The sequence below is a fragment of the Rhizobium viscosum genome (genome assembly GCF_014873945.1).
Taxonomy (GTDB): Bacteria; Pseudomonadota; Alphaproteobacteria; order Rhizobiales; family Rhizobiaceae; genus Rhizobium; species Rhizobium viscosum.
The window spans coordinates 1088883-1101747 of the sequence record NZ_JADBEC010000002.1 but is presented as its reverse complement, the minus strand read 5'-3'; the positions used below and the strand labels follow the sequence as shown (position 1 = coordinate 1101747).

Genomic DNA, 12865 nt, shown 5'->3' with positions numbered 1-12865 from the left:
ATTGATAGCAGGAAACCACTCAAGCCCTGATTTACGTCAGGAATGGTGACCCCAAGTATGCACCATAATCCGCGCCCTGCGACGGTCTTTGATCGACGCTTTGGAAAGCTCAGTCGGCAAACACAAAGGGTGGCGAAGGATCATTTAACGCATCAAGCGGACCCTCTAGCGCGGTGCGCGGAGGAACCAACTCTGGCTCGATCGTGATCGTCAGAGGCTTCGGCTCCTCTAGAAGGTCAAAACCCCGCTCCAGCATTTTCGAGATATTCGGCCTGATCATATAAACAGGAAAGGGCAGAAATGAAGCGAACGGATCGTAGTCGAAGCATCCGACGACGATATCTCCGAACGCCTCTCCGTCGTGGCGCCCCATGAACCGCAATAGCCCCTCAAAGTTAATGGACGAGTTGATGAAGAAGCATTTGGGCAGCCTGCCGTGCTTGTCAAAAAAACGGTCGAACGCAAGCGCCGTCGCGCCAGGCGAGTAGCCTGTGATCTCGATATCTCCTTTTGTGACCGCTCCAAATACGGATTGCTTGACGGCATGAAAGCCAGCGATGCGTTCGCGACTGGCGTGGTCGTTACGCCCCCCGAACAAGTAGACATCGCCGGCGTGAAGTGGTCCCAATGTTTCGGCATGGCGAATGATGGCCGACGTCAACGCTTCAGCGCCCTGACGGTTATCCGCAATCACGGATGACGCAAACTTGCCTGGCAGATCGATGTTAACGTGCGGCAACCCTGCACGCATGCAGATCTCGTGGACGCCATCCGGATCAGTTGCTCCGGCGATGAACAGCGAGTCGATCGCATAGGCGATGAGGGACTCCACCGTACGGCGCTCCTCCTCCGGGTCACGGCGGCCTGAGACAACCATAGGCACAAGGCCCCGCTTTCGCGCTTCGCTCTCGAAGGTCTGCGCCATGGACGAGAAGAACCTGTTGTCGTAGACGGGCAAAAGCAACCCGACCAGGCCCGAACGGGAACTGCGCAGCGCGCGGGCCTGCAGGTTCGCCTTGTAGTCATGTTCTCTGGCCAGTGACAGTATCTTGGCGGCAGTCTCCTCGGAGATGCGCCGCTTGCGCCATGTGCCGTTTAGCACCGAGGCCACTGTCGACGGGGATGCTCCTGACACGACGGACAAATCATAAATAGTTGCTTTTTTTCGTTCTTTTTCCGACATCCGCAAACCTTCCAGTGGCTCTTTCTCTCTAGATCAGCAGTCCTCTTGACGAAAGTCTTTTCCGTGATAGGGTAATTGCACCATCGATGGTGCATAAATGCAAGACCGATTGTGCATGGAGATGGGGCTTTGAGGAAAGCGACAGGGAGGAGTTCCGCAATGCGGGGCTAACGTTGAGCGCGAGAGCATGGGGCTTTCGCGAACGGTGCTTCCTTGCCGGCTCAGTGGAGGAGGGAATACCCAATGAAAAACCTATTTGCGATTACGCTCGGCTTGTCCTTGCTCGCGTCAACCGCATTCGCCGGTCCGAAGATTGGTGTGGTGGTGAAGATCGGCGGCATCCCGTGGTTTAATGCCATGGAGGCGGGCATCAAGGAGCAGAGCGCCAAGCTCGGGGTGGAAGGTTTCATGGTCGGTCCGACCAGCGCCGACCCTGCGCTGCAGGTTCGCGCCATCGAAGACCTGATTGCTCAGAAGGTCGATTATATCGGCGTCGTCCCGAATGATGCCAAGGTTCTCGAACCTGTTCTGAAGAAGGCTCAGGAGGCCGGCATCAAGGTCATCACCCATGAATCGCCCAATCAGGTCGGCGCCGACTGGGATTTCGAGCTGGCCTCCGCCAAGGGCTTCGGTGAGGCGCATGGCAAGCTGCTCGCTGAGAAGATGGGCGGCAAGGGATCGTATGCCGTCTTTGTCGGCTCCCTGACCGTTCCCCTGCACAATGCATGGGCCGATGCAGCAATCGCCTATATCAAGGCGAATTACCCGGACATGAAGCTCGTCGGTGACCGCTACGGCGTGGCTGAAGACGTCGACAAGAGCCGCTCGACCGCGCTCGACCTGATGGCGGCCAACGCCGATCTGACGGGGTTCCTTGCCTTCGGTTCGCAGGGGCCAATCGGTGCGGGTCGTGCTGTCGAAGAGCGCCGCAAGGACGGCAAGGTGTTCGTGATCGGCCCGTTCTCTCCGGGGCAGGGCGCCAAGCTCATCAAGTCCGGCGCGCTGACCGGTGGCTTCATGTGGAACCCCAAGCAGGCCGGTGAAGTCTTCGTGACGCTTGCCGATCGCATCTCCAAGGGTGAAGCGCCGAAGGCCGGCGACGATATCGAGGGCCTTGGAAAGATCAACCCTGAGGGCAACACCATCATCGTCGACCAGTTGCTGGCGATCAACAAGGACAGCATCGACAAGCTTGTCGGCATGGGCCTCTAATCCTCCCTAGACCCAAGCCCGGGGTCGCGGACAATTGCCGCGACCCCCCACTTTACGAATATCGGAAAACCTGCACCGGCCGCCATCCAGCGGCTGAACAGGAGGATACTCCATGAGCGACGAACCGCTGCTTTCACTCAAGAACATCAAGGTGACCTTCGGCGGCGTGCGCGCGCTGAAGGGCGTGTCGTTTGAAGTCAATCCGGGGGAGGTGCATTGCCTGGCGGGGGAGAACGGCTGCGGCAAGAGCACGCTCATCAAGGTCATCACGGGGGTCTACAAGCCACAAGAGGGCGCCGAGTTCTTCTTCGACGGCAAGGCGATCTCGGCCATGACACCCACGTTGGCGCAATCGCTCGGCATCCAGGTGATCTGGCAGGACCTAGCGCTGTTCGGGGAAATGACCGTCGCCGAGAACATCGGGTTTCAGTATGCCGTCAACGGCAAATATGGTCTCGTCGACAAACGTGCCATCGAGGAAGCAGCCAGGAAAGCGCTCAGCCGTCTCGGCGTCAGCATCGATATCAATCTTCCATTGAAGGAATTGCCGATCGCCCAACGCCAGATCGTTGCGATCGCACGCGCTCTTGTCGGCGAGGCGCGTCTTGTCTTCATGGACGAGCCGACCGCTTCGCTAACGCAATCCGAGACCGATTATCTGATCGCTATCGTGCGCAACCTGTCAGCGTCCGGTGTGGCCGTGGTCTTCGTCTCACACCGTCTCGCGGAGGTGCTCGAAATCTCGGACCGCATGACCGTGCTTCGCGACGGAGCGCTCGTTGGCGTCTTCCCTGTCGAGGGCATGACTCAATCAAGGGTGACCGAGCTGATGACCGGCAGAAACTTCGACAGTTCCGTCGTCGCCGCAGATCACGACGACGCACAGGTCGTGCTTTCCGTCCGCGGGCTGACGCGTGCAACGGAGTTCGAAGATATATCGTTCGACCTTCGCCGAGGTGAGACGCTCGGTATTACCGGCCTCCTCGGCGCCGGCCGGACCGAACTGGCGCTTACACTCTTCGGGATGCACCGTCCGCAGGCGGGGGAAATCGCCATCGAGGGCAAGACCGTCAGGTTCGGCTCCAATCGCGACGCAATTCGCGCCGGCGTGGGCTACCTCTCCGAAGACCGTTTGTCTCTCGGCCTCAACCAGCCGCAGTCGATAGCCGACAACCTGGTCATGGCATCGCTCGATAAGCTTCTGTCCGGGGGGATGATCTCGCCCGTGAAGAAGGCGAGTGTGGTCAGCCACTGGATTTCGGCGCTCGGTGTCAAGATCGGTACGCCTGAGGACCCTATCCGGACGTTATCGGGCGGCAACCAGCAACGTGTCGCGATTGCCAAATGGCTCGCGATCGGTCCGAAGATCCTCATTCTCGACGCCCCGACCGTGGGCGTAGACGTCGGTGCGCGCGCAGGCATCTTCGAGATCGTGCGCAAGCTTGCTGCTCAGGGCCTTGCGATCATTCTGATCTCCGACGAGCCGCCGGAAGTCTACTTCAATGCGGATCGCATCATTCACATGGTCGAAGGCAGGATCCGCGCAACCTACGACCCTCGAAATTTATCGCTCACCGAACTGGAGTCTGCCGTCTATGCGTAGGCTGATCCTTGGACACACAACGGAATTCACGCTTCTGGCGGTCATGGTTGTGCTTTGCGTCGGGCTGTCTTTGGCCACCGATCGGTTTTTTACGATCTCGAACGCGTTCGATGTGCTGAACGTCTCGGCCGTCAACATCATCTTTGCCGTTGGCCTTCTCGTCGTCCTGATCTCGGGCGGGATTGACATTTCCTTTGCTGTCGCCGCCTCGGTGGTCCAATACGTCACCGCGCTGGCCCTCGGCGCATTGGGCGGCGGCAACTGGGCGGAAGGCTTCATCATCGCCGGCGCCATCGGCATTGGCCTGGGTCTGATCAATGCGGCCCTGGTTTACCGGCTGCATATCATCTCGATCGTCGCAACCATCTCGACCTTCAACATCTTCTTCGGGCTGCTGATGTTCTTCACCAAGGGCGTGTCGATCTACGACCTGCCGGAATGGCTGACGACGCGCGTGGTATTTTTCGAACGCGAGATGGCTGACGGCTCCTGGATCGAGCTGACACTGCCTGTCGTCGTCATGATCCTTTGCTGCCTCGCGACCTGGTTCATGATTTCGCGCACCACCGTCGGACGGCAGCTATACGCATTTGGTGACAATCCGGAAGGGGCACGCCGCTTCGGGATCAACATTGCGGCGATGCACTACATTTCGTTCGGTTGGATGGGTCTCATGGCCGGGATCGCCGGATTGATGCAGGCCCACTATGCCGAGGAAGTCGTTCCGAACGCCCTCTATGGCCGGGAGCTGGATGTCCTGGCGGCTACGGTTCTCGGCGGCGCGAGGCTCGGTGGCGGCAAGGGCTCGGTCATCGGCTGTGTCCTCGGCGTCTTGATGGTCTCGATCACCCAAAACGGTCTCAACCTGATGGGCGTGTCGCCCTTTGCATTCAAGATGATCGTCGGCGCGATCATCCTCATCGCCATCACGCTCTCGTCCGCACGGATCGACAAGCTTTTCCCGTTTCTCGCCAAGGGCAGCGCCAAGAGTAGGGGTACGCATCAATGAAGGCCATGGCTCAAAAGTTCAACGCCACCTTCGGCGCCGATATGACCGGACCGGCTATCGCATTCGTGGCGGTGATCGTCATCTTCGGTCTGGCCGCAAACAATTTCATCTCCGCTGCAACATTCGGTTCGGTCGCCTTCCAACTTCCCGAACTCGGGCTTCTCACGCTCGCCATGCTGCTTCCGCTCCTGACCGGTGGGATCAACCTCTCCATCACCTTCACGGCAAACCTTTCCGGATTGGCAGCAGCCTCGGTGATGCAGATGTATGGCGGGGCCGACGCGTCTCCAGGCGCGTTCCTGCTCGGTATCCTTGCCGCACTCGCCACCGGTAGTGCCGCCGGGCTGATGACCGGTGCTGCGATCGCCTACACACGGGCGCATCCAATTCTCGTCACCCTATCCATGATGATCTTTCTGCGTGGCCTCGGCGAGTTTCTGACCCGCGGCGGCGATGTGTCCGGATTCCCTTCCTTCATCGCTCCGATCGGGCATGGTTCGATCCTGGGATTGCCGATCCCGCTTTTGATCTTCATCGCCTGCGTTGGCCTGTGGCAGCTCCTGCTGACGCGCTTCAAACTCGGCTTCGGGCTGCTGATGGTCGGTTCAAATATCGAGGCGGCACGCTACTCCGGTCTGAATACGCGCCGCATCCTGGTTCTGGTCTACACGCTTTCGGGCCTGATGTGCGCGGTCGCCGGCGTTATCATGCTCGCCCGTTTCAACTCGGTCCGCGTCGGCCACGGCGAGTCCTATCTGTTGATCACGGTGCTTGCGGCGTTTCTCGGCGGCATCAATCCGTTCGGCGGGTTTGGCCGTGTGTTGCCGGTGTTCGTGGCGCTTATCGTGCTCCAGCTTCTGTCTTCCGGCCTCAATCTCATGGGCGCAAACCAGCATCTCGCGACAGCACTCTGGGGCGTGCTGATGATCGTCGTCATGGCGGCAAGAACCATCGTTTCAACCTACATCGCATCGCGCAGAAAGAAGGGGTGACCGTGCAAGGGTTCGGTATTCACGCAAGCATGTGGACAATGAACTGGGACCGCGCAGGCGCGGAGCGAGCCATTGCCGGTGCAGCCAGATACAACATGGAATTCATTGAAATTCCGCTGGCAGACGCCGCATCGGTAGATGCCGGGCATACACGCGAGCTCCTGGAAAAGCATGGCCTGCGTGCGGCATGTTCGCTCGTGTTGCCGCAGGCCGCCTGGGCATCCGTCCGGCCCGAGGCCGCAATTGAGCACCTGAAGGTGGCAATCGACAAGGCGGCCCTGATGGGAGCCGAGGCGCTTACGGGTGTCACTTACGGCGGCACCAACGAACGCACGGGCGTTCCGCCGACACAGGCAGAATATGACAACGTTGCTCATGCGCTTGGAGCTGCAGCCAAGCAGGCCAAGGCCCAGGGTATCCAATTCGGTGTGGAAGCGGTGAACCGATACGAGAGCCATTTGATCAACTCGGCCGAACAGGCCGTGGCCCTGGTCGAACGCATCGGAATGGACAACGTCTTTGTCCACCTCGACACATTCCACATGAACATCGAGGAAAAAGGGGCCGCCAACGGCATTCTCGTTGCGCGTGAGCATCTCAAGTACATGCATTTGTCTGAGAGCGACCGCGGAACGCCCGGAGCAGGAAACGTCCCCTGGGATTCGATTTTCGCTGCTCTGTCTGCGATCGGCTTCAAGGGGGCGCTGACGTTGGAGAGCTTCGTCAGCATGCCGCCGGAGATGGCCGGCGACATATCGACGTGGCGCCCGGTCGCGCGTGACGAGGACGAAGTCATGGGCAACGGCCTCTCATTCCTACGCAACAAGGCCGCACAATATCAACTGGCCTGACTTCGAATGGTTGGCGTTTCCAGATGGTGTTAGCCGCCGAAAATGCGGAGAGGCAATGGGAGGAACTGATTGAGCAAAATTGATGAAAACGCGCAGAAGATCACAAAGATCGCGGTTCAGCGCTTTGCGCAAAACGGCGGTCGGAGAGTTCTGATAGCGATTGCGGGTGCGCCGGGTTCAGGCAAATCGACTCTCGCAGAGCGTGCCGTTCAAGCGATCAACAACGACCACCATCTGGAAGCTGCTCTGTTCCCGATGGACGGATATCACTACGACGATGCCGTCTTGGAGCAGATGGGCCGCCGCCCCTACAAGGGAGCAATCGACACATTCGATGCGCATGGTTTGCGCCACATGCTCAAGCGCCTGAAGGCCAACGAGGATGACGTTGTTGCCGTTCCGGTATTCGACCGCTCGATCGAGATTGCTCGCGCCGGCGGCAGTCTCATTCCTCAGTCTACGAAGATCATAGTCTGCGAGGGTAATTACCTGCTTGCGCGACAGGCTCCCTGGGACAAGCTGAAAGAGATTTTCGACTTCACGGTTTTTGTTGACGCGGACGAGGATCATCTGCGGCAGAGACTTCAAAACCGCTGGCGGAGCTACGGCCTGGACGCTGCGGAAATTCGCCGGAAGGTCGAAGAGAACGATCTGCCGAACGGCCTTGCAATCGTGGCCGGAAGCGCCGAGCCCGATCTCCACATCGAGAACAACTGATCCGTCCAGGCCGACCGGAGGTCGCCGCGATAGTCCACCGTCAACCCCGCCAAGGACGATCGGCGGGATCTACAACTGAAACTTGGAGACTCCTATGAAACACGGGATTTACTATTCTTACTGGGAACATGAGTGGAGCGCCAAGTTTGGCCCCTATGTCGAAAAGGTCGCGAAACTTGGCTTCGACGTCATCGAGGTCGCTGCACATCACATCAATGAATACAGCGATGCCGAACTCGCAGAAATCAGACAGACTGCCAAGGATAACAACATCATCCTGACGGCCGGGATCGGCCCGTCGAAGACTAAGAATCTGTCGTCACCGGACATTGCGGTGCGCCAGGCGGGAAAGGCATTCTTCGAGCAGACACTCACAAATGTCGCAAAGCTCGATATCAAGACAATTGGTGGAGCGCTCCATTCCTATTGGCCGGTGGACTACTCCAAGCCAGTCGACAAGGAGGGCGATCGGGCGCGGGGGGTCGAAGGCATTCACGGCATTGCAGACTTCGCCGGAAACCTGGGTATCAATCTTTGCATCGAAGTGCTCAATCGCTTTGAAAATCACGTTCTCAACACTGCCGCAGAAGGCGTGGCATTCGTGAACGATGTCGGCAAGTCGAATGTTAAAGTGATGCTCGATACGTTCCACATGAATATCGAGGAGGATAGCTTCGGCGAGGCGATCCGTACTGCCGGCCCGCTGCTCGGACATTTCCACACGGGTGAGAGCAATCGCCGCGTCCCAGGTAAAGGCAGAATACCTTGGCACGAGATCGGTCTCGCCCTTCGCGCTATCAATTACTCGGGTGCCGTTGTCATGGAACCGTTCGTAAAGACAGGCGGAACGATCGGGTCTGACATCAGAGTGTGGCGTGATCTCAGCGAAGGCGCGGACGAAGGAAAAATGGACGAGGATGCGCGGAACGCTTTGGCATTTTCTCGATTTGTGCTCGACGGTTGATCTTTGTCCTCACCGGCTTGCCACTAGAGATAGGTCGTCGCGCCAATACGCTTAAAAGCGATCATGGACTTTGCCCATCACGCGGCGTCCCACCTTCATCTGCCGACAGACGATCTGAGATCATCCACGAGTTCTTCCCCCCGTAAGCGGCTTACTCAGCGGCTGATGCCCTCCGGGCTGCCGCCCGCGATTCTAGATCTTGGCAAAGGAAAAGGCATTGATAGGCAGGTCGGTCTGCCCATCAATGGCAAGATCCGCCAGGATTTCGCCGACGACGCTCGTGAACTTGAAGCCGTGGCCGGAGCAGGGGGAGGCGACGACAATGTTCTTTTCGCCTGGCACATGGTCGAGAAGAAAATCCTCGCTCGGTAGCATCGTATAGCGGCAGGTCGTTTCCTTCATGCGAAGGCCGGCCGCAGCTGGAACACGCTTCCTGATGAAGCTGTCAAGCAAATCCCGGTCGGCATCGTTGACGGGCGGGTTTGGCTTGTTGGGATCGATTGGCTCCCGGAAATGTGCGTGTTTGCCGATCTTCACGCCGTCGACGCCGATGGCGGGAAAACCGAAATAGGAGCCTTCGGCACCTTCATCCCGCAGGAAACAGGGCATGCGCTGCGGCTGCGTCGCAAAGCCATCCTGCGGTTGATACCAGGCGACCACCTGACGGATTGGCACCGCCGCCTGCTTCAGTTGGGGTATCAGTTCGGCAATCCATGATCCGGTCGCCACCACGATCTTTCCCGCTCGATACCGCCCGGCTCCGGAGACGATTGTCACACCGGCATCATCGGGCTCGATTGCTGTGATCTTTTCGCCGAAATGCAAGACCGCGCCATCCTCTGCGGCGAGCTTCAGGTAGCCCATGACCGCAGCTTCGGGGCGAAGATAGCCGCCCTGCGGGTCGAGCAGGCCGATCTCATGATCATCGAGTTGAAAAGCCGGAAAGCGGCGCGCCATCTCCGCCTTGTCCAGCGCCTCGTGGGCTAGGCCGTGGAGTTCGGAGGAAGCGCGCGTACCGGCAACGATCTTGCTGTCCGGTGCGCCGATCTGCAGCACGCCTGTTATCGTCAGGATCTCGGTGCGCAGGCGCGCTTCCAGCGATCGCCAGTTCTGGTAGGCGCGCTTGAGCAGCGGCACATAGGACGGGTCCTCGAAATAGCCGAGCCGGATGAGGCGGCTGTCACCATGCGACGAACTCAACGCATGAGCCGGAAAATAGGCATCGAAGCCGATCGCCTTGACACCGCGGGCTGCCAGAAAGGCGAGCGCCGCACTCCCCATTGCGCCGAGGCCGATAACGGCGACGTCGAAGCTGGCGGTCATGAACTCTCCTCAGGGAATTGCCGGTGCCGCGGTCTCACGGATCAGTCCGCGCAAGGCTTCGATGTCGCGCGAAAGCGGCCGATCATCGGCATAGGCAGGCACGATCGCGCGAACGGCTTTGTAGATGGCATCCGTGCCCGTCGCCCTCGACGCGGTACCGACGAGAAATTCGTGGGCCTGCGCAGCCGCCATCAATTCGATCGCCAGGATATATTCGGCATTGTCGATCAGTGCGAGAAGCTTGTTGGCGGCAGCCGTCGGGTGCGCCAGGAAATCCTCCTGCAGGCCGGATGTGATGCCGCCATCGGTCGAAGCAGGTGCGGCAAGCCGCCGGTTCTCGTTGGCAAGGGCTGCTGCCGTATATTGCGCGATCATGAGGCCGGAATTGCTGCCGGCATCGCTTGCCAGGAATGGCGGCAGGCCGCTCACGAGCGGATTGACGAGGCGGTCCATGCGCCGCTCGCTCATGGCGGAAATCTGAGCGAGGGCCGTCGCAAGACTATCGGCGGCCTGTGCAAGGGCAGGGGCTACGGCATGTGCTTCGGAGGATATGATCGGCTCCTCCGGCGTGCCTGATACAGCGGGATTGTCGGTGACGGAGGCAAGCTCTTGATCGACGACGAGGGCGGTAATATCGAAGACATCGCGCGCAGCACCATGGGCATGCGGGATCGAGCGCAGGCTGAGCGCATCCTGTGTCCGTTTGCCTGTCGCAGCTGATATCAGCCCGCTGCCGGCGAGCCGGGCGCGCAGCGAGGCGCCGACGCTGGCGATGCCCTTGGAAGGACGCAGTGCCAGAACGGCAGCATCGAAGGCCGCCATCTGGCCGCCGGCCGCTTCAAGCGTCAGTGCTGCAATCGCATCAGCCCAGTCGAGCAGCCGCTCGGCACGTGCTAGGGCAACGCCTGCGAGCCCGGTTGCGCAGGCCGTGCCGTTGACGAGGCTCAGACCCTCCTTGGCACCGAGCACCAGCGGTTCGAGGCCGATGGCGGCAAGCGCGTCGCGGCCGCTCATACTGTCTCCCTTAACGCGGGCGCTGCCTTCGCCAATCAGCACCAGCGCATTATGGGCGTTATGGGTGAGGTAGCCCGCCGAACCCTTGGAGGGAACGTCGGGAATGCAGCCCTTTTCGAGAAAAGTGGCGAGATGGCGGACGATTTCAGGGCGCACCCCGGAATGCCCGTGGGCAAAATTGGCGATCTGTGCGGCGATGATGGCGCGCACCTCGCGCGGTGCCAGCAATTCGCCGACGCCAACTGCATGGCTGAGAATGATGTTGCGTGACAGCCTGCTCTGCGAGGCCCTGTCGACCACGGTGTCAGAAAGCGCACCAACACCGGTATTGATGCCATAGGCCCTGACACCGGTCTCGACGATCTGCTCGACGATGCGGCTCGCATGCGCGACACGATCCCAAGCCGCCTGCGATAGGGCAAGCGTTTCCCCCTCGGCCACGCGCGCGATATCGCGCCAGCCGGCAACCCTGTCGATCACAATGGTCATTGGCCGCTTCCGAAATGGCCGATGAACTGGCGGAAAGCCGGCGATGCGCCGCCTCCGAACATTTCGTTCGGTGTGCCGCTGCTTTCGACCAGCCCTTCGCGCATGAAGACGACGCGGTTGGAGACATTGCGGGCAAAGCTCATTTCGTGCGTGACGACGAGCATCGTCATGCCCTCTTCGGCGAGCGCGCGCATGACGCGCAGCACTTCGCCGACCAGTTCCGGATCGAGCGCCGAAGTCGGCTCGTCGAAGAGCATGACCTTCGGCTTCATGGCGAGCGCACGGGCGATCGCTGCGCGCTGCTGCTGGCCGCCCGAGAGATGCGCTGGGTAGGCATGGCGCTTGTCGGCAATGCCGACCTTTTCGAGCAGCGCTTCGGCTTCGGCGATGCATTCGGCCCGCGGCCGCTTCAAGACATGGACCGGTCCTTCGATGACATTCTGCAGGATCGTCATATGGGACCAGAGATTGAAGGACTGGAAGACCATGCCGAGTTCGGAGCGGATATGATCGACCTGCTTCTGGCTCGCCGGTTTTGTCTTGCCGTTCTTATGGATCATCTCGATATGTTCGCCATCGACCCAGATTTCGCCGTCGCTCGCCACTTCAAGCAGGTTGATGCAACGCAGAAAGGTGGATTTGCCGGAGCCCGACGCGCCGAGCAGCGAAATCACGTCGCCATCCTCGGCATCGAGCGAGATGCCGCGCAGCACCTCATGGGTGCCAAAGCTCTTTCTGATATTGCGGACCGAAAGTCGGGTTACACCGGGCATGGAAGCTCCAATCACGTTCAGTCGGGGTCAAGCCTTCAAAGCCTGCGGAACGGCGCGGCGATGTCGGGACAGCCAGTATTCCAGCAGAGCCATGGCCTGCAGGATGATGAAGTTTAAAACGAGGTAGATGATGGCGGCACAGAGGAAGACTTCCATCGTGCGGTAGGTCTGCGAGATCAGCCGTTGCGCGACACCCGTCACTTCCCAGACCGTCACGAGGCTCGCAAGTGCGGTCGATTTCATCATCAGCACGATTTCGGTCGAATAGGCCGGCAGCGCATGGCGGAAGGCGATCGGCGCCAGGATGCGGCGTACCATCAGGAAGCCGGACATGCCGATGGCGCGGGCCGCCTCGATTTCCTTCGGCGAAACGGCGCGAATGCCGCCGCGGAAGATTTCGGCAGAGTAACCGGCCGTGCAGAGTGCCAGCGAAAAAACCGCACAGAACATCGGCTCGCGCAGGAACAGCCAGAGGAAGGAGTGGCGGATGAAGTCGAAGCCAGCGAGACCATTGAAGACCAGGAACATCTGGATCAGCAGCGGCGAGCCGCGGAAAACGAAGATATAGCCCTTGGCGAAGCCTGACAGGATCGGATTTCCGCTGACGCGCATAGAGACGATGACAAGCGCCAGCAGGCCGCCGAAGAAGATCGACAGGAAAAACAGGATCAATGACGTCGGCACGGCTTTGAGCAGCGTAACCATGGTGCTGGAAAGGAAGGCGATATCCATATG

At 59.8% G+C, this 12865-nt stretch carries 12 protein-coding genes; 7 read left to right on the top strand and 5 right to left on the bottom strand.

The genetic code is table 11. The annotated features are described in order from the left end of the window. Positions 1–109: 109 nt before the first annotated feature. On the bottom strand, positions 110–1183 hold the full coding sequence (locus H4W29_RS25910; protein WP_192731698.1) for a LacI family DNA-binding transcriptional regulator: 1074 nt from the start codon (positions 1181–1183) through the stop codon (positions 110–112). Between the two features lie 243 nt (positions 1184–1426). Here H4W29_RS25910 and H4W29_RS25905 point away from each other — a divergent pair, with 243 nt between their 5' ends. The 7 genes from H4W29_RS25905 (at position 1427) to H4W29_RS25875 (ending at position 8531) form a co-directional block, all read left to right on the top strand. Further along, on the top strand, positions 1427–2395 hold the full coding sequence (locus H4W29_RS25905) for a substrate-binding domain-containing protein (RefSeq protein ID WP_192731697.1): 969 nt from the start codon (positions 1427–1429) through the stop codon (positions 2393–2395). 112 nt (positions 2396–2507) lie between these two features. Continuing rightward, the gene (locus H4W29_RS25900; RefSeq protein ID WP_192731696.1) at positions 2508–3998 is read left to right on the top strand and encodes a sugar ABC transporter ATP-binding protein; all 1491 of its coding nucleotides are present in this window, start codon (positions 2508–2510) and stop codon (positions 3996–3998) included. After that, positions 3991–5007 (top strand): ABC transporter permease, encoded by a 1017-nt coding sequence (locus H4W29_RS25895; protein WP_192731695.1) that lies wholly within the window; start codon positions 3991–3993, stop codon positions 5005–5007. Before H4W29_RS25900 ends, H4W29_RS25895 begins: the two co-directional genes overlap by 8 nt. Next, on the top strand, positions 5004–5999 hold the full coding sequence (locus H4W29_RS25890) for an ABC transporter permease (protein ID WP_192731694.1): 996 nt from the start codon (positions 5004–5006) through the stop codon (positions 5997–5999). The genes H4W29_RS25895 and H4W29_RS25890 overlap by 4 nt, the downstream gene beginning before the upstream one ends. Positions 6000–6001: 2 nt before the next feature. Continuing rightward, positions 6002–6850: a sugar phosphate isomerase/epimerase family protein gene (locus tag H4W29_RS25885; RefSeq protein ID WP_113146101.1), complete on the top strand. Its 849-nt coding sequence runs from the start codon at positions 6002–6004 to the stop codon at positions 6848–6850. Positions 6851–6919: 69 nt separating this feature from the next. After that, positions 6920–7567, top strand: a complete 648-nt coding sequence (locus tag H4W29_RS25880; RefSeq protein WP_192731693.1) for a nucleoside triphosphate hydrolase — start codon at positions 6920–6922, stop codon at positions 7565–7567. A 94-nt stretch (positions 7568–7661) separates the two neighbouring features. Continuing rightward, on the top strand, positions 7662–8531 hold the full coding sequence (locus tag H4W29_RS25875) for a D-psicose 3-epimerase (protein ID WP_192731692.1): 870 nt from the start codon (positions 7662–7664) through the stop codon (positions 8529–8531). 192 nt (positions 8532–8723) lie between these two features. Here the strand turns inward: H4W29_RS25875 and solA are convergent, their stop codons facing one another. Genes solA through H4W29_RS25855 form a run of 4 tightly spaced genes read right to left on the bottom strand, consistent with a single transcriptional unit; the run spans position 8724 to position 12862 of the window. Then, positions 8724–9854, bottom strand: a complete 1131-nt coding sequence (gene solA, locus H4W29_RS25870; protein WP_192731691.1) for an N-methyl-L-tryptophan oxidase — start codon at positions 9852–9854, stop codon at positions 8724–8726. A 9-nt stretch (positions 9855–9863) separates the two neighbouring features. Then, a complete protein-coding gene (locus H4W29_RS25865; protein ID WP_192731690.1) occupies positions 9864–11357 on the bottom strand; it encodes an HAL/PAL/TAL family ammonia-lyase in 1494 nt (497 codons plus the stop codon). Next, positions 11354–12130: an ABC transporter ATP-binding protein gene (locus H4W29_RS25860; RefSeq protein ID WP_192731689.1), complete on the bottom strand. Its 777-nt coding sequence runs from the start codon at positions 12128–12130 to the stop codon at positions 11354–11356. The genes H4W29_RS25865 and H4W29_RS25860 overlap by 4 nt, the downstream gene beginning before the upstream one ends. Before the next feature lie 27 nt (positions 12131–12157). Beyond that, positions 12158–12862, bottom strand: a complete 705-nt coding sequence (locus tag H4W29_RS25855; RefSeq protein ID WP_192731688.1) for an ABC transporter permease — start codon at positions 12860–12862, stop codon at positions 12158–12160. Between the last annotated feature and the right edge of the window lie 3 nt (positions 12863–12865).